Origin of the sequence: Corynebacterium maris DSM 45190, from assembly GCF_000442645.1 — a bacterium.
In the GTDB taxonomy this organism is placed as follows: domain Bacteria; phylum Actinomycetota; class Actinomycetes; order Mycobacteriales; family Mycobacteriaceae; genus Corynebacterium; species Corynebacterium maris.
The window spans coordinates 1,913,921-1,933,291 of the sequence record NC_021915.1; the positions used below are offsets into that span (position 1 = coordinate 1,913,921).

The window sequence follows — 19,371 nt, forward strand, 5'->3', positions numbered from 1 at the left end:
GGCCTAGGTGTGGCGGGGGCTGTCCACCGGGGCGTCGACGGACTGGCGCGGCGCGGCGGAGGCCACCGTCTTCGGTGCGCGGCGGCCCGGCTCCGGCAGCTTCGGCGGAGTCAGCGTCCAGCCCAGCACCGGGGTGCGGCTGATGGCCTGGAACACCAGCGCCCCGATCACGGAGAGGGCGAAGAGGTAGAGCATCCAGAACTGCGTGGTGTGCCACCACACGTCGGCGTCGCGGGCGATCACGATCTCCAGCTGCGCCTGCAGGTAGTGGTAGCCGATGGTGAAGGCGATCGGATGCGAGAGGTAGATGATCAGCGTGTTGCGGCCGAGGTTCTGCAGCCCCTGCGCCAGGTACGGGATCTTCGCGATGATCACCGTCAGCGCGATCGCGGTGGGCAGCATGAGCAGCTGCACCACCGACATCACCGGCAGGCGCACTTCCGAGGTTCCGATCGTGTCGGCGAACAGCAACGGCCACGGCAGCTCGAATGAGTCGCCGGATCCCGCCGCGAAACGGTTCCAGGCGACCATCAGGCCCAGCCCGGCGGCGTAGGTGCCGGCCGCGAACAGCAGGCGCCACGGCGTCAACGCCATCTCCGCGAAGCGGGTGATCGTGGGCCGCAGGTAGGCGCCGGCCAGGAAGACCGGCAGGTAGAGCACCGCCTTGCCGGCCATGTGCCAGTCGTAGTGCACGGGCAGCAGCAACAGCGGGCTGAGCGCGACCAGGGCCACTCCCCAGCGCGGCATCCGCCGGGTCAACCAGAGGATGACGTTGAACAGCACCAACGCGTAGAGGAACCACGCCATGTTCTTGCCCTGCAGCACATGCGCCGCATACCCGCTCCACGGCAAGGGGTCGGTGCCGAAGACCATGGCGTATTCACGGTATTTCAGCCACAGTTCGACCGGCACCCACACCAGGTAGGGCACGAGGAAAAACCACAGCCGGCGCGCGAAGAGCTGGCTGAAGGTGAAAGTGAAGATCTTGGTGGCGAAGAATCCGCTGACCAGGAAGAACAACGGCATGCGGAGCGGGTCCAGCAGCGTGTTGATCTTCGCCAACGTGGTGTCCATGCCCTCGGGGACGGCGAGCCCCACATGCAGGGTGACCACCCCGAGAATGGAAATCCCCTTGGCGATGTCTGGCCAAGCCATGCGTGTCTTCGTCGTTGCCAACGGATCCTCCTGGTCGATGTCCCCCGACCCCTCGCCGACCTCACTCGGCCAGTCCCCGTCGGCGTTACTACATCCTGAAATCCTATTAGGAATACTTATGGTAGCAGAGCACTGCCAGGGAAACAATAGGGTTAACCTCGTGTTTCGAGCTCTCCGCCCCGCTCCGCCCCCGCCGGATACCCGTCCCCGGCCGCCAGTGACTTCTTCACGTCCGTGGCGTAGACGTCCACGTACGGCTGGCCGGTCAGCTCCGCCAGCACCGCCATGACATGGTCCGTGAACTGCCGCATCACCGCGCGGTCGGTGTGGTCCAGCCCCTCCTGCGCGGCCCAGGCGTGCGGGTCAATGGCCTCGCCGACGATGATGCGCACCTTCGCCGGACGCAGCAGCCAAGTCCCGATGGGGTTGGCCTTGCGGGAGTCGATCATCGCGATCGGCACCACCGGGTGCCCCGTCGCCATCGCGATGCGGGCCATGCCGGTGCGGCCCTTGTACAGGCGGCCGTCCGGGGAACGGGTGCCCTCCGGGTAAATGCCGAGGAGGTCGCCGCGGTCGAGGACGGAACGGGCCGCGGTGACCATCGCCTGGCCCGCGTCGGTGGCGTCGCGGTCCACCGGGATCTGCCCTGCCGCCCGGAAGAACCACGCCCGCGCCCGCCCCAATGGTCCGGGGGTGGTGAAGTACTCGGCCTTCGCGGGAAAAGTGATCTGCCGGTCCACCAGCAACGGCAGGTAAATGGAGTCCATGACGGCCTGATGGTTGGAGGCCAAGATGGCGGCGCCGTCGTCCGGGATGTGCTCGACCCCGTCGATCTCCGGCCGGTTCCAGACATGAAAAGTCCACCCGACGAGTGCCTTGGCGATCGCGTACATCTTACTGGGCATGGCTCGGGGTCTCCTTGAGTGGGAACGACACAGGTGTGCGGGGTATATGTGCTCAGGCCTGGCGGCGGGCCAAATCAGCCACGCCAATCATACCCGCATCGGGTCCGAGCTCGGCCGTCGCGATGCGGGGCACCGGGCGAAATCCCGCCCCGACCACCTGCCGTGCCACCGCTTCGCGCGCCCGGCCAAGGTACAGGTCCGCGTCGTCGGACAGGCCGCCGCCCAGCACGATCAGCTCCGGGTCCAGCACATCGGCCACGACGGAGAAACCTTGGCCCAGCCAGTCCGCGAAATCTTCGAGCACCGCCCGTCCCAGCGCGTCTCCTGCCCGGGCGGCGGTGACCACGGCGTGGCTGGTGACCTCCTCCGGGACCTCGGCCAGTGCCTGCGCCAGGGCGGAACCGGCGCCGACCCCGCGGCCGGCCAGTTCCCGGGCGGTGGGCACCAGCGCCGTGCCCGAGGCGTAACGCTCCAGGCAGCCGCTCTTTCCGCACGAGCAGACCCGCCCGCCCGGCACCACCGTGAGGTGACCGAATTCCGGGGCCGTGCCGTAGGCGCCGCGGTAGATCTCGCCGTCCACCATCAAGGTGGCGCCGATGCCGGTGCCCACCGCGAAAAACACCCACGTGTGCACCCCCGCCCCCGCCCCGAAGCGGTATTCGCCCCAGGCGGCGGCGTTCGCGTCGTGTTCGAGGACGACCGGGACGTCCAGACGCGCCTGCAACCGCTCGTACAGGGGCGTGCCCCGAAACGGCAGGTGCGGGGCGAAGCGGACGACGGTGCGTTCGACGTTAAGGAAGCCGGCCAGCGCCAGCCCCACGGCGGCGACGTCCGGGTGGTCGGCGCGCAGGGCGGCGACCAGATCGACGACGGCGTCCTCCACGGCCCCGGCACTGCCGGGGGTCAGCACGGAGCGGGATTCGCGCAGGGAGCCGTCGGCGTCGACGACGCCGGCCCGGAGGTTGGTGCCGCCGATGTCGAAGCCGATGGTCGGGGCCGTCGTGTGCGTGCTCGGGCGCATGGTCCTGCTTTCGTTGGTGCCGCGTCGCCGCCGCACGCAGGCGGTGTGTGCCTGCGGGGAAGGAGATCGCTTGAAACTTTGGGGTTATGGTCCGCAAGAAAATATACCCGGCGGCCCGGCCCCGTCCATTAATGTGTGATCATATCGTTCAGGCGCTGGCCCATGATCTCCCACGTCCACCGGGCCTGAACGTGGGCCCTGCCCGCACGCCCCATGCGGGCGCGCAGGGAGGCGTCGGCAAGCACGCGATCGAGCGCCGCGACGAGGTCGCGCACGCTGCGTCCGTCCACGACCAGACCGGTGTCCGGGGTGACGGTCTCCGGGGCGCCGCCCGAATCGCCGGCGACGACCGGCACACCGCAGGCCTGCGCCTCCAGGTACACGATGCCCAGGCCCTCCACGTCGAGCCCGGCGCCACGGGTGCGCGCCGGCATGGCGAACACGTCCGCCGCGGCCAGCAGGTCACGCATGTCGGTGAAGGACAGCGCCCCGGTGAACAGCACCGCGCCCGGCGTCGCCTCATTGACGGGGCGGGCCAGCACCCGCAGCGTCGATTCGTAGGAGCCGGTGCCGACGATCGCCAACCGCGTCCCCGGGTGTCGCCGACGCAGCTCCGGCAACGCCCGGATCAGCTGGTCCTGCCCCTTTCTGGGCACCAACCGCGAAATACACACGATCAGCGGTTCCTCGCCGAGGCCGAACCGGGCGCGGGTCTGGGCGCGCTGCTGCTCCGTGGCGGGCCGAAATATCTCGACGTCCACCCCGGACGGCAGATGCTCGTAGCGGGCGCGCTCCCCGATCGCCGGACGGATCCGGCCGAGCGTGTAGTCGGAGATGTAGGTGACCACGTCGACCCCGTCACCGATGCGCCGCAGCACCTGCCGGGCGCCGGGCAGCATCGACCACCCCACCTCGTGTCCGTGGGTGGAGGCGATCGTGCGGGTGGCCCCGGCGGCGCGCGCGTGCGGGGCCAGCACGGCCAACGGGGCGGCGGCGCCGAACCAGACGGTGTCAATCTCGCGGTCGACGATGATCTCCGTCATCCGCTTCGCGACGCCGGGCGTCGGCGCCATCAGCCAGTGCGGCCACCGAATGACCTCGTGGGCGACGGCCGCGTCGTGGTGCTCCGCCGCTGCCGCATCCTGCGTGGACGCGAAGACCACCGTGTTCTCCGGGTCGAGCGTGGCGACGAAATCACGCAGGTACGACTGAATTCCGCCGATCTTCGGCGGGTAGTCATTGGTCACGAGCAACGTGCGGGACATGCAAGCAGCTTAGCGGCGCAGGCTAGTAGCGCGAAGCCCCCGCCCACGGCATGGAGTCGACGCTGACCACCTGCACCGGGACCCCGTAGTCGGAGGCGTGGACGAGCTGGCCGTTGCCGATGTACATGCCCACGTGCGTCACCCCGGGGTAGAACCCGACGATGTCGCCGGGCTGCAACTCCGCGCGGCTGACGGAGGCGCCGCCGGCGATCTGCGCCTGGGAGGTCCGCGGGATGTTCTGCCCCATCTGTTGGTAGGCCCACACCATCAGCCCGGAGCAGTCGAAAGCGCTCGGACCCGTGGCGCCCCATCCGTAGGGAGAGCCGAGCTGGGCCAACGCCGCCGCCACGACGCCGGACGCGTCCGCCGGCGCGGCCGGCGCCTCCGGCTGGTTCTTGTTCTCCCACCGCTCGGCTGCCGCACCGTCCAGGGCGTTGATCCGCGCCTCGATCGACCCGATCTGATCCTGCAGCTGCAGGCGCTCCTCGTCGAGCTCGCGGTGCTTCGCCGCCAGCTGGGAGCGGTTGAAGTCAGCCGCGGCCACCGCCGCGTGGGCGGCCGAGGCCTCCCGCGCCGCCGCGGTCACGGCCTCCTCCAAGTCGGCGAGGCCCTGCGCGGAGTCCCGGCCGAGCGCCCCCAGGTAGGCGGAACGGTCGATCATGTTCTGCGGGTTGTTCGCGGCCGCCAGACTCACCGCTGAGTCCACGGCCACGCCGCGGTACTTGGCCGACGCCAGGCCGTCGACCTCTTCCTGGAAGAGGGCATGCAGCTGGCTCGCCTCGGCGGCCTTCTCCCCCGCCGTCACGGCGCGGGCTTCCAGCTCCTCGAGCGTACGGCCGCTGGCCGCGACGTCGTCCTCGAGTTGCTTGACGTCTTCGTTCTTCGCGCTGACTTGCTCGGAGACGCCGTCCAGTTCGGCGATCAGGTCGTCGACCTCGTCCGCTCCGGCGGTGCCCGCCACCACGGCGCCCGTCATCAACGTGAGAAACGCGGTGGACGATGCGACAATGCCCCGCCGACGACGGAACGACTTCGAAGAGTGCATGGATTCCTCTGTGCCTTTATTCATGAATGACAAACCTGGATCAGTATAAAGCTCATCCCCCGCCCCCGCGTAACCGCACGGTGAACGGGCGCCGGCCCCCTGCCGGGCGGATGAGAAAACCCGCTTCCCGACGCACTCGTACGGGTGCGGGGAAACGGGTCCATGCCTGCGCGGGCGGCTGTTAGAAGCGGACCGCGGAGTGGATCGGCATGTAGTGCAGCGGACGCTCGGCGACCGGGGTGCCGCTGTTCAGTGCGTCGATGATGGTGCCGTTGCCGGTGTAGATGCCCACGTGGGAGGCGCCGGAGTAGTAGGCGATGATGTCACCCGGCTGCAGCTGGTCCAGCGGCACGTTCATGCCGGCGGAGGCCTGGGCGCCGGAGGTGCGCGGGATGTTCTTGCCGGCCTGCTGGTAGGCCCAGGTGGTCAGTCCGGAGCAGTCGAAGGCGTTCGGGCCCGTGGCGCCCCAGGCATAGGGTGCGCCGAGCTTAGAGCGGGCGGCGTCGACGATGGCCTGGCCGGTGCTGGCGACCGGAGCGACGGCGGGCTGCATGGCGGCGGCCGCCTGGGTCACTGCCGGGGTGTTGGCCGGGGCGACGTCCTGGGCGGCGCTGTCCAGAAAGTCCTGGAAGCCCGGGATCGCGGAGGAGCCCGGCATCGCGCGAACCTGGTCGATGGTGGACTGCACGTCGGTGTTGGCGTAGGTCGAGCCCTGCAGGGACGGGATCCACTGTTCGATGCCCGGGATGGACTCGATGCCGGGGACGTTCTCGATGCCCGGAACCTCAACGGCGATGCCGGTGTTCGGGATGTTGACCTCTGCTGCGGATGCGAAGCCCGGGGTCAGCACAGCGACGCTCGCTGCGGCCACGGTGGCCGCGGCGAAACGACGGGTGTTGCTGTTGCTCTGGCGATGCGTAGCCACGAATAAAACTCCAAGTTCTCTGTGCGTCTGCCGAGTTAGCTGTCGGGTGAGGAAACAGAATTTTCCCTCCCGCGTCCTCCGTGCCGACGATCGCTCGCGATCTTCGTGCACCCCGTCCGCGGAATGAACCCCTGGGTGTGTCTGGGTCCCCGGCTCTCGTGCGGGCATCCGGCGGATCTGCCGTCGGTCGCTCGCCGAGATTCGACTGCGTTGTGTTCAGTTCGTACCATTCGGTCCCGGTGGGATCCGCAATGTCTCGAACAGGTTACGAAACTGCAACGAAGGATGTCCAGCGGGGCACGAAAAACCGGCCCGTTATTGCGCTGTTACCGTTCTGAAACCAAGCGGGAGCCCATTCTCTCTTTCGCAGAATTTTTCCCGCGCCTCCATGACGCCGCTGAATAAATGCGTGACGGCCAGCACGGATGACGGCGCTTTTCCGGACCCCGGCACTCGCCTTCACGACGCCGGGACGCCCCGACCCCTCCACCAAGGCGCCAAAGGTGACTTTACCCACACCCCAGCCACAATCACCCCTTTCAGCGCTCTCCTCCCTTCTTTCGCACTCGTCGTTACCTACTCCCGACCACCTTCCCGCTCCGGCTGAGGCAATCGTGGACTATCCGCGCGCATAGTAGGGCGGACCCGGCGATCTGACGGGCTCGCTGCCCCCTGAACCGCCGAGACGGTCCTCACGTCACGCTCTCCTTCCCTCGTGGCGCCCTCTCCCCCTGCAGGGCCGTCCTATGGGCCTCCTGCCGACCCGCCAAGACACGAGCCCCATAGAGAAGGCATGAGACAAGGCCGCAGCCCCCGGAACCATGTCCGGGGGCTGCGGCCTTGTGAGCGCTTTACAGCATGTTACTGACGCGAATACTAGTCGTTCAGACCCTTGCGATCGTCCGCTTCGCGGTTCGCACGGTTGAGCTCCTGGTACATCTGCGCCTCTTCGCGGGCGTTTTCCTCATGAGTGCGGATGCGCTTCTCGACGATCGAGGGGTCATCCGGGCTGAAGAAGGAGCCCTGCGGGGCAGCGTCGGCGTAACCGAGCTCGTTGAGCTGCTTCGGCACCTTGGCGCCGGCGTAGTCGAGCGGAACCGGGTTACCGTTCTCGTCGACCGGGCCGAGCGGCTGGTGGACCTCGACGAAGGCGCCGTTGGGCAGCTGCTTGATGACGCCGGTCTCCAGGCCGTGCTCCAGCACCTCGCGGTCCGCGCGCTGCAGGGAGACACAGATGCGGTAGGTGATGAAGTACGCCAGCGGCGGCAGGACGATCAGACCGATGCGGCCCAGCCAGGTCATCGCGTTCAGCGAGACCTGGAAGAAGTGGGCGATGTGGTCGTTGCCGCCGGAGATGGTGGTCAGCATGAAGAACACGATGGCCATGGCGCCGATGCCGGAGCGAACCGGCACGTCGCGCGGACGCTGCAGAAGGTTGTGGTGGGCGTCGTCGCCCGTCGCCTTCTTCTCGATCCACGGATAGGCCATGAGCAGGACGACCATGACCACGGCGAGGATCAGCACCCAGACTGCGCCCGAAATCGTGTAGTTGCCGATGTAGAGTTCCCACGCCGGCATGACACGGGCCAGGCCGTCGGTCCAGAGCATGTACACGTCAGGCTGAGAACCCGCCGAAACCTGCGACGGGTTGTAGGGGCCCAGGTTCCAGATCGGGTTAATGGTGGTCAGACCGGACATCAGCGCAAGGATACCGGCGACGAAGAAGCCCATGCCTATCGCCTTCGTCGCGAACACCGGCATGATTCTGATGCCCACCACGTTGTCTTCGGTGCGGCCCGGCCCCGGGAACTGGGTGTGCTTCTGGTACCAGACCAAAAGCAGGTGGGCCGCGATCAACGCCAGGATGATGCCCGGCAGAACCAGCACGTGGAGGATGTAGAAACGGTCCAACATCAGATCCGACGGGAAGTCGCCGCCGAAGATCGCCCAGTGCAGCCAGGTGCCGATGATCGGGGCAGCCATGATCATGGCGGACATGATGCGCAGGCCGGTGCCGGAGAGCAGCTCGTCCGGCAGGGAGTAGCCGAGGAAGCCTTCGACCATGCCCAGCAGAATCAGGGTGACGCCGATGATCCAGTTGGCCTCACGCGGCCGACGGAACGCGCCGGTGAAGAAGATGCGCAGCATGTGCGCGACCATGGCCATCATGAACATCAGGGCGGCCCAGTGGTGCATCTGGCGGACGAACAACCCGCCACGGACGTCGAAGGAAATGTCCAGGGCCGTCGCGTAGGCACGCGACATCTCCACGCCGTTGAGCGGGAGGTAGGCGCCGTCGTAAATCACCTTGGTGATCGACGGGTCGAAGAACAGCGCCAGGTAGACGCCGGTCAGAAGCAGGATGATGAAGCTGTACAGGGCGATCTCGCCGAGCATGAACGACCAGTGGGTCGGGAAGACCTTGTTCAGCTGCGGGCGGAGGAATCCTGCGACAGTGAAACGCGAATCAACGGCGTTGCCGAAGTTCGCTCCTGCGCGGTTATCAGTTTTAGTGCTCATTACGACTTACGCTCCCAGAATGCCGGGCCAAGGGGCTCAATGAAGTTGTCCCTGGCGATGAGGTAGCCCTCTTCGTCAATGGTGATCGGCAGCTGCGGCAGTGCGCGTGCGGCGGGGCCGAAGACCGGCTTGCCGTACTGCAGTGCGTCGAACTGCGACTGGTGGCACGGGCACAGAATGCGGTTGGTCTGAGCCTCATAGAGCGAGGTCGGGCAGCCGATGTGCGTGCAAATCTTCGAGTAGGCGTAGTAATCGCCGTAGTGGAAGTCTTCCTGTCCCTCACGCTCGATCACGCGCTCGGCGTCAGAGGTGCGCAGACGAATCAGCATGACCGGGTTACGCGGTCCATGGATCGAGTGCATGTGGTTCTCGTAGACGTCGCGGGCCGGATCGTAACGATCGCCGTCGTTGACGTCTTCGTCGGCGAGCGGGAAGACCGTCTCCATGCCGCCGGCGTCCAGGTCCTCCGGGCGAACACGCATGAGGCGGGACACGCCGGTGGTGGTGTAGTGGGTGCCGCCCTCGCCCTCGTGCTCTTCGGCGATGGCGCCGATGTCGCGGGCGAGGTAGAGCTTCACGCCCTGCTCGTGCAGGGTCCAGCCGGAGGTCCACAGGGTGCCGTCGCCGTAGTAGTCCATTTCGCGGGCGCGCCACGGGTTCTTGATGGCGCCGCCCAGCGGGGCGATGACGACCAGGCCGAAGAGCACGCCGGCGGTGCCGAGCATGCCCTTGATCGTGGCGCGGCGGCCGAGCGTGGAGGTGCTCCAGGCATCGTTGAGCAGCGCGGTGATCGTGCGACGGTCGACCTCCTCGGAGGGGCCGTCGTGACGGCGCTGCACCGAGATCTCTTCCGGGATGAACTTCTTGACGTACAGGATCACGGCCATGCCGAGGGCAAGGATCGAGATGCCGGACGTCAGGCCGAGTGCCGGGGTGTAGAACGTGTGCCAGAGGTGGCCTTCTTCACCGAGGTTGCGGAACTCCCACGGCCAGAACAGGTAGACCACGAGGAACGCGATGGCCATGATGATGGAGACGCCCAGCCAGATCGCGATGCCGTTGGCGGCGCGCTTCTCCGCCGGATCGTTCTCGACCGGCCAGCGGTTCTTGCGGTACGCGACGGTGACGCCGTCGAGTTCGGTGCCGAGGCGGGCGAGCTCTTCATTGCTCATCGACGCGAGTTCGCGGTCGGTGTAATCCTTCTTCACTTCATTGCTCATGAACGCGATCCAATCCACAGTGCAGCGCCGATCAGCGCGGTGATACCGATAACCCACATTGCGACGCCCTCAGCGACCGGGCCCAGGCCACCGATGCTCCAGCCACCCGGGTTCGGAGTCTCCTTGGCTGCCTTGATGTACGCGATGATGTCTTCCTTCTCGTCGGCGCTGAGCTGACGATCGGAGAACTTCGGCATGTTCTGTGGGCCGGTGAGCATGGCCTGGTAGATCTCCTGCTCATTGGCCGGGTCAAGGCCCGGAGCGTACTTACCGGACGACAGTGCGCCACCACGGCCGGTGAAGTTGTGGCAGGAGGCGCAGTTCAGGCGGAACAGCTCGCCACCACGGGCGATGTCCTCGGCCTGAATCTGGCCGTTGTAGTTGGAGCCTCGCAGCTCCTCCATGGCGATGCTGCCGTCCTCGTTGTACACGAGCTCTGGGCCGCCACCGTTGGCTGCGACGTAGGCGGAGAGCGCCAGCGTCTGCTGCTCGGTGTAGCGCGGGGTCTTGCGCTCGGCCTGGGCGTCGTTGGACATCATCGGCATGCGTCCGGAGTGCACCTGGAAGTACACGGAGCCTTCGCCGACGCCGATCAAGGACGGGCCGCGGTCCTGGACGCCCTGCAAGTTGGCGCCGTGGCAGGTGATGCAAGCGACGTCGTAGATGTCCTTGCCCTCCTGGATGAGCGCCTGGTCGTCGCGCTGGGCGGTGGCGACCTGTGCGTCAGGGGTCAAGGCGGAGCCGAGGACGCCTGCGCCGGTCAGTCCGACGGTCAGCGCAAAGGCTCCGGCCGCGGTGCGGCGGAACTTGCGGCGGCGACGGGCCTTTTTGGCCGGGGTAGCCGCACCGGACTCAGCCGGTGTGGGGGTGGGATTGTTATCCATCATTTTCCTAGTTCGTTTCTGTCCGTGAGTGGAAAGTGAAGGGGCGTCGGCGGCGAGGGCGCCTAAGCGCCCTCAGCGGACGACCGCCTTATTGGATGAGGTACAGGATGATGAAGACGCCGATCCAGATGACGTCGACGAAGTGCCAGTAGTAGGACACGCCCATTGCGGCGGTTGCCTGCGCCGGGGTGAACTTCGACTTCGTCACTCGCATGATCACGACGATGAAGGCGATGATGCCGGCGGCGACGTGCAGCATGTGGAAGCCGGTGATTATGTAGAACACCGATCCGTAAACGCTGGACTGGATAGTCACGCCGTGGACGATCATCTCGTACCACTCGAATCCGACCAGGCCCAGGAAGATAACTCCTAGGACGACCGTGATTGTGAACCACTTGCGGAGGCCATATACATCCCCCCTTTCGGCCGCGAACACGCCGAACTGTGCGGTAACGGAAGAGGTGACCAGGATGATCGTGATGACCAGTCCGTAGATGACGTTCAGGTTCGAAACCTGTTCCGCCCAATCACCTGCTTGACCGTTAGCCCGCGATGTGAAGTACATCGCGAACAGTCCGGCGAAAAACATCAATTCCTGCGACAGGAACGCGATGGTACCCACACTGACAATATTGGGACGGTTCAGTGTGGGCACACGCTGCGGTGTCGCCATGCTGGGGTTAGAAACTGCGCTCGTCACGCCTGCAAGTATGGCCCGAATCGGAGGCAAAGTCACTTTGCCTACCCCCGACATTTCTTCTCCGAAAAGCCATTCACCTGGCATTTTAGGGAATTGAGAACTTCTGGGGGCTCCTTTCGACACCCCCGGGAACTTTTGCGGCGAGCTATCCGACACCCGGGTTTTCGCAGGTCACTTCGACCATCACCGCACCGGCGACACTCTCCTCCCGGCCACCCACCCCCTGCCGGAAAAGAAAATTGAGCCCTGACCTGGCCCGATCCCACCGGAGAGAAAGTTCACAAAAGGGCCCGCACATTCCCGCAGGAAACCTACTTTCGGTTGACCCCTACGCTTTCGGACATTCACCTTCTGGGAGTTTCCTGTGCCCGTTATGCTTCTCGGCCGCCGCCACTAGGAGGAAGTCTCATCATTGCCATAGAAAACACAGACGGGGCGCCCCACTCAGCCGTGCACGGCTGAGTGGGGCGCCCGCGAGAGTGTGGGAAGGCAGATCGTGCCTTCGGCGGGGCTCCCCCGCCGAAGGGATTTAAACTAGTGCTTTTCCTTCGGCATGCCGTACTGCAGGGACAGCATGGTGGTGGCCCAGATCAGCATGAGGGCGCCGAGCGCGATCATCCAGTAGTAGAGGAACACGATGCCGAAACCGAGGACGCCGATGGCCATCGTCATGGCGAAGGGCCAGATGGAGCCCGGCGAGAAGAAGCCCAGCACGCCGGCCTTGTCCTCCACCTCGGCCTCCTCCCAGTCCTCCGGCAGCACGTCGATGCGGTTCGAGGTGAACTGAAGGTAGGTGCCCAGCATCATGGCGAGGCCGAAGGCCAGCACGATGGCGGTGACGCCGGCCCACTCCACGCCGTAGAGGTAAGCATCGTCCTGCAGCCACATCGTGCCGAAGATGTACACGAGCGCGACCAAGCCGAGGAACGCGGCGATGGCGAACATTACTTTTGCACCAGGACGCATTTGATCTTCTCCTTAAGCCTTAATTAAATGGGTTAGACGTTTGCGTTGTTGTCGACGAAGTTCTCACCGTCACGGGTCTGACGGTCGGCGACGAACGGTGCAGTGGTGACGGCGTACGGGTCTTCGCCGATGGCCGCCAGCGCCTCAGAGTTCGGTGCCTCGGGGTTGTCCTGACGGAACTCCAGGTAGTCCGTGAAGGCCTCCGGAGAGACGACGCGGAGCTCGAAGTTCATCATCGCGTGGTAGGTGCCACACATCTCGGCACAGCGACCCACAAAGGCGCCTTCCTCGATGGACTCGACCTGGAACGCACGCTGCTGCTGGTTGTTCTCCGGGTGGGCGAACGCGTCACGCTTGAACAGGAACTCCGGGACCCAGAAGGAGTGGGCGACGTCGCCGGAGGCGAGCTGGAACTCGATCGGGGTTTCGGACGGGAGAACCAGAACCGGAACCTCTTCCGTGGAGCCCACGGTCTCGATCTCGTTGAAGTTCAGGTAGGTCTGGTCACCCTTGGACTGGCCGTGAATCGGGTTCGGGTTTTCGACGGAGCCGTCCTCCGGGTCAAACCTGGTTTCCTCGGCGAGGGCGGTGCGTTCCTCGTCGATGCCGTTGTACGCCGAGCCGGTGGGGCTGAGTTCCGCGGCGACGTTCTGGTAGCCGAACTTCCAGTTCCACTGGAAGGCGGTGACGTCGACGGTCACGTCCGGGTCCTTGTCCAGGGCCACGACCTTTTGCTGGGTTTGGACGGTAAAGAAGAACAGCACCATGACGATGGCGATGGGGACGCCCGTCAGCACCAGCTCAAGGGGAACGTTGTACTGCAGCTGCTTCGGGAATTCACCCTTGCCCTGCTTCTCCTGACGCTTGCGGTTCCACCGCACGATGGCGGTGATCATGAGGGCCCACATGATGATGCCGATGGTCCAGGCGGTGAGCCAGACCCAAATCCAGAAGTTGTACATGGACTCGCCCTCCGGAGTAACCGGATCCGGCCAGCCCATGTCCAGAACGTTGGCCAACGCTCCCGGAGGGGCCACCTCACAACCAGTCAACGCGAGTGCGCCAAACGCAATCGCGCCACCAAGGGCTGCCTTCCGGGCGGTGCCACGCTTCTTACGCTGTTCCACGTGTGTCTGCCTTCCTGTCCACACAAACCTCGAATGCCCTAATGCGACATTCCTACTCGCCCAGACTATCCCACCCCCGCCCCACTTCCGGCCTCAGCTCAGGAATCCGCGCGAACAGACATCCCCCAAGCTAGATCGAAAGTTCCACCCACCCCGAACCACTCCCGCAGGTGGCGCCCCACACAGTGGCCGCGGGCAGGGAAAACCATGTGAGGGACTACACAGCGAGCCGAGCCGGCATCATACGAAAGTTCCCACCCTTTCGGGCGGGTTCACAAGATTGAGAGGCACATCCCCCTCCTGCCCCCTGCCCGCTCACGGAAAAACGACGCGACGTCCCCACAAACATTGATCGCTCCTGTCCCCCGCATGGCCGTTACGCGCTGGACGCTCCCCCGCCCTAAAGTGGGGAGCATACTTATGCCATCCTGGCGCGGCCCCGAGCCTCGTCAGGGCCTTATATATTAAGGAGTAATTCAGGACTATGTGCGGTCTACTCGCAATGCTGGCCTCCAAGGGTGACGCCGGCAGTTACGCCGGCGCCGTCGAGGCCGGCCTCCCCTGCATGCACCACCGCGGTCCGGATGCGGCCGGAACCTGGCACGATGACGACGCCCTCTTCGGCTTCAACCGTCTGTCGATCATCGACCTCGAGCACTCCCACCAGCCGCTGCGCTGGGGGCCGGAGGGCAACGCCGAACGCTACGCCATGACCTTCAACGGTGAAATCTACAACTTCATCGAACTCCGAGAGGAGCTCACCGGACTCGGTTACGAGTTCGCCACCGCCGGCGACTCGGAAACCATCGCGGTGGGCTACCACCACTGGGGCGAGAAGGTGGTCGAGCGCCTCCGCGGCATGTTCGCCTTCGCCATCTGGGACACGGAGACCAAGACGATGTTCGCGGCGCGTGACCAGTTCGGCATCAAGCCGCTGTACTACGCCACCACCGCAGCCGGCACGGTCTTCGCCTCCGAGAAGAAGTCCATCCTGGAGATGGCCGACGCCATCGGTCTAGGCACGGAACTTGACCGTCGTGCGATTCAGCACTACGTCGCCCTGCAGTACACGCCGGAACCGGAGAGCCTGCACCGGGAAATCCGCCGTGTGGAGGCGGGCTGCACGGTCACCTTGAAACCGGGCGGCGACGTCGAGGCGAAGCGTTACTTCAAGCCGGCCTTCGAGGTCACTCCAGTACCCAAGGGCGGCGAACAGCGGCTCTTCGACAAGATCGCGGAGGCGCTGGAGGATTCCGTCGCCAAGCACATGCGCGCCGACGTCACCGTCGGGTCGTTCCTCTCCGGCGGCATCGACTCCACCGCCATCGCGGCGCTGGCCAAGCGCCACAACCCGGACCTGCTGACCTTCACCACCGGCTTCGAGCGCGAAGGTTACTCCGAGGTCGACGTCGCCGCGGAGTCGGCGGAGGCCATCGGCGTCGAGCACATCGTCAAGATCGTCTCCCCCGAGGAGTACGCCGACGCGATCCCGAAGATCATGTGGTACCTCGACGACCCGGTCGCCGACCCCTCCCTGGTGCCGCTGTTCTTCGTCGCCCAGGAAGCTCGCAAGCACGTCAAGGTCGTGCTCTCCGGCGAAGGCGCGGACGAGCTGTTCGGCGGCTACACCATCTATCAGGAACCGCTGTCGCTCGCGCCCTTCGAAAAAGTCCCTTCTGCCCTGCTCAAGGGATTGCGTAAACTGGGCGAGGTGCTGCCGGAGGGCATGAAGGGCAAGTCGCTGCTGGAGCGCGGCACCCAGCCGATGGAGACCCGCTATTACGGCAACGCCCGCAACTTCAACTTCGAGCAGCTGCAGCGCGTGCTGCCCTGGGCGAAGCCCGAGTGGGATCACCGCGAGGTCACCGCCCCGATCTATCAGGTCAGCGAAGAACTCGGCATGGACCCGGTGGCCCGCATGCAGCACCTGGACCTGTTCACCTGGATGCGCGGCGACATTCTGGTCAAGGCCGACAAGATCAACATGGCCAACTCCCTGGAACTGCGCGTGCCGTTTTTGGACAAAGAGGTCTTCCGCGTCGCGCAGACCATCCCGCACGATCTGAAGATCGCGAACGGCACCACCAAGTACGCGCTGCGCAAGGCGCTGGAGCAGATCGTGCCCGGCCATGTGCTGCACCGCAAGAAGCTCGGCTTCCCCGTGCCCATGCGCCACTGGCTGGCCGGCGACGAGCTCTTCGGCTGGGCGCAGGACACGATCACTGAGTCGCAGACCGAGGACATCTTCAACAAGCCGCAGGTCCTGGAAATGCTCAAGGAACACCGCGACGGCGTGGCCGACCACTCGCGCCGCCTGTGGACGGTGCTGTGCTTCATGGTCTGGCACGGCATTTTCGTGGAGAAGCGCATCGATCCGAAGATCGAACAGAAGGACTACCCGGTCGACCTGTAATGAGCATGTCCGCCCGTTCAGAGGAACGCGTCCGCGTCGCGGTCATGGCCGTGACCGGCGTCCTCGCCGGCGTGGCCGCCGGTTTCTTCACCACGTGGTGGCACGCCCCCGCCTACGGGTGGGGCGTCGCCGCGCTGACGTTCAGCGTCTTGGCCTGGCGGTCGATCACGGGGGCGAGTGCGACGGACACTCGCAGCCACGCCACCGGCGAGTCGCCGAGCCTGCGAGCCAGGCAGATGTTCCTGCTGGTCTCCTCGATATTTTCGCTCGCGGCCATCGTGCTGCTGCTCTTTCACGCTCAGGCGGAAGGAGGGGTCGTCGCCATTTTCGAGGCGGTGGTCGCGTTGGCGGTGGTCGTGGCCAGTTGGGTGCAGGTGCACATGGTGTACACCCTGCGCTATGCCAGCGTGCACTACGACGAGGACGATGACGGGACGGTCGACTTCCCCGGCACCGAGGAGCCCCGGTACCTCGACTTCGCGTACCTGGCTTTCACCGTGGGCATGACCTACGCGGCCTCGGACATGAGTTTCACGGGCAGCGAGATGCGACGCACCGCCCTGACGCATGCGTTGTATTCCTTCATGTTCGGCACGGTCATCCTGGCGATGGTGGTCAACCTGGCCGTCAGCGTGATCTGACGCGGGGCGTCGGCAAGCATCACGGGCCCCGGCTCACCCTTACACAGGGTGGGTCGGGGCCCGTGGTGGGAAGGCTGCGGCTTAGTTGAAGGAGTCGCCGCACGCGCAGGCGCCGCCTGCGTTGGGGTTGTCGATGGTGAATCCCTGCGCCTCGATCGTGTCCGAGAAGTCGATGGCCGCGCCGGCCAGGTAAGGAACAGACATCTTGTCGACGACCATGCGGACGCCGCCGACCTCGTCGACTTTGTCACCGTCCAAAGTGCGGTCGTCGAAGTACAGCTGGTAGCGCAGACCGGCGCAGCCGCCCGGCTGCACGGCGATGCGCAGCGCCAGGTCGTCGCGGCCTTCCTGGTCCAGCAGCGCCTTGGCCTTCGCGGCCGCGGCCTCACTGAGGTTGACGCCGGTGTTGGAGGTGGGAGCGGTCATGATTTTTCTCCTAAGCCTTCCTGAAGGGGACTTGTCGTGGGTCTTAATTTGTCCCGCTTTTAATCGGGTAAATCATTGTCTGAGGCCAACCATACTCCAGTTTCCCGGAGTGCGTAAACCCCTCCGGACGTGCCGGAAGCACGACCTGTGGGACAACGCGGCAGGCACAGCGCCCGGGCCCGGCACTGCGGCCGAGAGGCAGGACGCCACCGGCCTCATCCGCATACAACCGCCCTGCGGCGCACTCTATTCCCGAATTCCCTAAAACACTCCGGCAACTTGTAACGTGGAGGCTGTGAAACTCCCTTGGCAAAAGTCAGACAGCTCCACTGATGCGTCTTCGTCCACCGGCGCCGGCTCCACCGCCGCCACGCCGGAGATGACCGACGCCGTCGAGGCGCCCGAGGAGGTCAAGTACCCGAAGGGCTACACCCCGCCAAAGGGGCGCCCCACCCCCACCCGCCGCGAGCAGGAAATCGCCGCCGGCGTCATCCGCGACCCCAACGCCGCCTCCTCGCACCAGGCCGCTCAGCGCCGCAAGGAGCTGAAAAAGACCCTGAGCAAGGAGGAGTGGAAGGAGTACAAGCGCAAGGAGCGCGAGGAGAACCGGGAGCGCAACCGCGAGTACCAGAAGCGCATGAACGCGGGTGACGAGCGCTACCTGCCGGAGACCGACCGCGGCCCGGAACGCCGCTACGTCCGTGACTGGGTCGACTCCCGTCGTTCCTTCAACAACTACGTCATGCCCATCGCGCTGGCCCTGCTCGTCGTGATGTTCATCGGCATGGTGGCCCCGCTCGTCGCCAACGTGCTGTCCATCGCCGCCATGGCCGTCATCCTCATCTTCTTCATCGAGGGCATCATGATCGGGCGCGGCGCGAACCGCGCCGTGCGCGCCAAGTTCCCGGAGACGTCCGCCACCGGCTTCGGCCTGGGCATGTACGCTTACTCGCGTTCCACCCAGCTGCGCCGCTGGCGCACCCCCAAGCCGCAGGTGGAGCTCGGCGACAAGGTGTAGGTCGCAGCGAGCCACAGAGATACGTGAAGCTCCGTCGCAGCCGACTAGGCTGGATGGAGCTTTTCTTCATTTTTCCCCGGTAACAGGAGTGTGTCATGGACGCCGCCGCCCAGTTCGCCCCCGTCGATTCGCCCGACGCCGACGCACGGCAACGGATGCTGGAGGTCTTCGCCGCCAGCCCCCGCGGGCTGTCCTACGGGCGGCTGATCGGCGTGGCCGGGGACCTCGCCGGGTGGCAGGGACGCGTGCCGCCGGCGCCGTTGCAGCAGCCGCGCGTGGTGATCTTCGCCGGCGACCACGGCGTGTCCGCGCGCGGGCTGTCCGCCTACGCCCCCAGCGCGTCGGTGGAGCAGGCCACGGAGCTGCAGGCCGGCGGTGGTCCCGCCCACATCTTCGCCCGCGCCACCGGCGCCTCGGTGCGGCTCATCGACGTCTCCCTCGACCACGACGCCTGGAGCGAGGAACGCGTCTGCCGCTCCAGCGGGGCCATCGACGTCGAGGACGCCATGACGGAACCGGAGCTGGAGCGCGCCCTCGAGGTGGGCAGGCGGGTGGCGGACCAGGAGGTCGACGCGGGCGCGGACATCCTCATCCCCGGGGATCTGGGGGTGGGCGTCACCACTGTCGCGGCGGCGTTGATGGGCACGTACTCCCGCACTGAACCGGTGGCGGTGGTCGGTCCCGGATCCGGGATCAACGACGACATGTGGAAAGTCAAGGTCTCCGTCATCCGCGACGCGATGTTCCGCGCCCGCAATCTGCGCGCCCAGCCCGTGGAGGTGCTGCGCCGCATCGGCTCTCCGGATTTGGCGGCCCTGGTCGGCTTCATCGGGCAGGCGGCCTCACGACGCACCCCGGTGCTGCTCGACGGCGCGCCCGTCACCGTCGCCGCGTACATCGCTTTCCGGCTGAGCAAGAACGTCCGGGACTGGCTGGTCGCCGGGCAGCTCTCCCCCGAGCCCGCCCACCTGCTGGCCCTGCAGCGGCTGGAGTTGACCCCGCTCATCGCCCTGGAGATGTCGACCGGGCAGGGTTCCGGGGCGTTGGCGGCGTTGCCGCTGATCATCGCGGCCAGCGAACTGGCGGCCGATGAGGCGGAGGCGTTCGACGCCGCCGTCGCCGAAATCCAGGAGTAGG

Annotated in this window: 17 protein-coding genes and 1 riboswitch; of the genes, 4 read left to right on the forward strand and 13 right to left on the reverse strand. The window is 65.9% G+C overall.

Translation table 11 applies throughout. The features are described 5' to 3' along the window. Positions 1 to 3 precede the first annotated feature (3 nt). The 12 genes from B841_RS08995 to ctaC form a co-directional block, all read right to left on the reverse strand. Positions 4 to 1,155, reverse strand: a complete 1,152-nt coding sequence (locus tag B841_RS08995) for an acyltransferase family protein (RefSeq protein ID WP_020935183.1) — start codon at positions 1,153 to 1,155, stop codon at positions 4 to 6. Between the two features lie 152 nt (positions 1,156 to 1,307). Then, a complete protein-coding gene (locus B841_RS09000; protein ID WP_020935184.1) occupies positions 1,308 to 2,060 on the reverse strand; it encodes a lysophospholipid acyltransferase family protein in 753 nt (250 codons plus the stop codon). A 52-nt stretch (positions 2,061 to 2,112) separates the two neighbouring features. Then, a complete protein-coding gene (locus B841_RS09005; RefSeq protein WP_020935185.1) occupies positions 2,113 to 3,081 on the reverse strand; it encodes an ROK family protein in 969 nt (322 codons plus the stop codon). A gap of 128 nt (positions 3,082 to 3,209) precedes the next feature. Then, the gene (locus B841_RS09010; RefSeq protein ID WP_020935186.1) at positions 3,210 to 4,346 is read right to left on the reverse strand and encodes a glycosyltransferase family 4 protein; all 1,137 of its coding nucleotides are present in this window, start codon (positions 4,344 to 4,346) and stop codon (positions 3,210 to 3,212) included. Positions 4,347 to 4,368: 22 nt separating this feature from the next. Further along, entirely contained in the window at positions 4,369 to 5,415 is a 1,047-nt protein-coding gene (locus B841_RS09015) for a C40 family peptidase (RefSeq protein WP_245561037.1), read from the reverse strand. 157 nt (positions 5,416 to 5,572) lie between these two features. Next, positions 5,573 to 6,316 (reverse strand): C40 family peptidase, encoded by a 744-nt coding sequence (locus tag B841_RS09020; protein WP_020935188.1) that lies wholly within the window; start codon positions 6,314 to 6,316, stop codon positions 5,573 to 5,575. Positions 6,317 to 6,326: 10 nt separating this feature from the next. Continuing rightward, positions 6,327 to 6,500: riboswitch (cyclic di-AMP (ydaO/yuaA leader) on the reverse strand. Between the two features lie 692 nt (positions 6,501 to 7,192). After that, positions 7,193 to 8,836, reverse strand: a complete 1,644-nt coding sequence (qcrB, locus tag B841_RS09025) for a cytochrome bc1 complex cytochrome b subunit (RefSeq protein ID WP_020935189.1) — start codon at positions 8,834 to 8,836, stop codon at positions 7,193 to 7,195. Beyond that, the gene (qcrA, locus tag B841_RS09030) at positions 8,836 to 10,056 is read right to left on the reverse strand and encodes a cytochrome bc1 complex Rieske iron-sulfur subunit (RefSeq protein WP_020935190.1); all 1,221 of its coding nucleotides are present in this window, start codon (positions 10,054 to 10,056) and stop codon (positions 8,836 to 8,838) included. Before qcrA ends, qcrB begins: the two co-directional genes overlap by 1 nt. Beyond that, the gene (gene qcrC, locus B841_RS09035; RefSeq protein WP_041631849.1) at positions 10,053 to 10,943 is read right to left on the reverse strand and encodes a cytochrome bc1 complex diheme cytochrome c subunit; all 891 of its coding nucleotides are present in this window, start codon (positions 10,941 to 10,943) and stop codon (positions 10,053 to 10,055) included. Before qcrC ends, qcrA begins: the two co-directional genes overlap by 4 nt. 85 nt (positions 10,944 to 11,028) lie before the next feature. Then, a complete protein-coding gene (gene ctaE, locus B841_RS09040) occupies positions 11,029 to 11,643 on the reverse strand; it encodes an aa3-type cytochrome oxidase subunit III (RefSeq protein WP_211215534.1) in 615 nt (204 codons plus the stop codon). Between the two features lie 534 nt (positions 11,644 to 12,177). Continuing rightward, positions 12,178 to 12,609: an aa3-type cytochrome oxidase subunit IV gene (gene ctaF / locus B841_RS09045; RefSeq protein ID WP_020935193.1), complete on the reverse strand. Its 432-nt coding sequence runs from the start codon at positions 12,607 to 12,609 to the stop codon at positions 12,178 to 12,180. Positions 12,610 to 12,641: 32 nt separating this feature from the next. Further along, a complete protein-coding gene (gene ctaC, locus B841_RS09050) occupies positions 12,642 to 13,736 on the reverse strand; it encodes an aa3-type cytochrome oxidase subunit II (protein WP_041631850.1) in 1,095 nt (364 codons plus the stop codon). 484 nt (positions 13,737 to 14,220) lie between these two features. Here ctaC and asnB point away from each other — a divergent pair, with 484 nt between their 5' ends. Together asnB and B841_RS09060 are read left to right on the forward strand one after the other, a co-directional pair. Then, complete coding sequence (asnB, locus tag B841_RS09055; protein ID WP_020935195.1) at positions 14,221 to 16,149, forward strand: asparagine synthase (glutamine-hydrolyzing); 1,929 nt, start codon at positions 14,221 to 14,223, stop codon at positions 16,147 to 16,149. Positions 16,150 to 16,154: 5 nt separating this feature from the next. Then, positions 16,155 to 16,790 carry a DUF1345 domain-containing protein gene (locus tag B841_RS09060; RefSeq protein WP_169466587.1) on the forward strand — a complete coding sequence of 212 codons (636 nt, stop codon included), beginning with the start codon at positions 16,155 to 16,157 and terminating at the stop codon, positions 16,788 to 16,790. A gap of 81 nt (positions 16,791 to 16,871) precedes the next feature. Here the strand turns inward: B841_RS09060 and B841_RS09065 are convergent, their stop codons facing one another. Next, positions 16,872 to 17,216: a HesB/IscA family protein gene (locus B841_RS09065; RefSeq protein ID WP_020935197.1), complete on the reverse strand. Its 345-nt coding sequence runs from the start codon at positions 17,214 to 17,216 to the stop codon at positions 16,872 to 16,874. A gap of 295 nt (positions 17,217 to 17,511) precedes the next feature. On the opposite strand from B841_RS09065, the gene B841_RS09070 reads away from it, so the two are divergent. Both B841_RS09070 and B841_RS09075 read left to right on the forward strand, forming a co-directional pair. Beyond that, positions 17,512 to 18,234, forward strand: a complete 723-nt coding sequence (locus tag B841_RS09070; RefSeq protein ID WP_020935198.1) for a DUF3043 domain-containing protein — start codon at positions 17,512 to 17,514, stop codon at positions 18,232 to 18,234. Positions 18,235 to 18,329: 95 nt separating this feature from the next. Next, the gene (locus tag B841_RS09075; RefSeq protein ID WP_020935199.1) at positions 18,330 to 19,370 is read left to right on the forward strand and encodes a nicotinate-nucleotide--dimethylbenzimidazole phosphoribosyltransferase; all 1,041 of its coding nucleotides are present in this window, start codon (positions 18,330 to 18,332) and stop codon (positions 19,368 to 19,370) included. The last annotated feature ends 1 nt before the right edge of the window (position 19,371 follow it).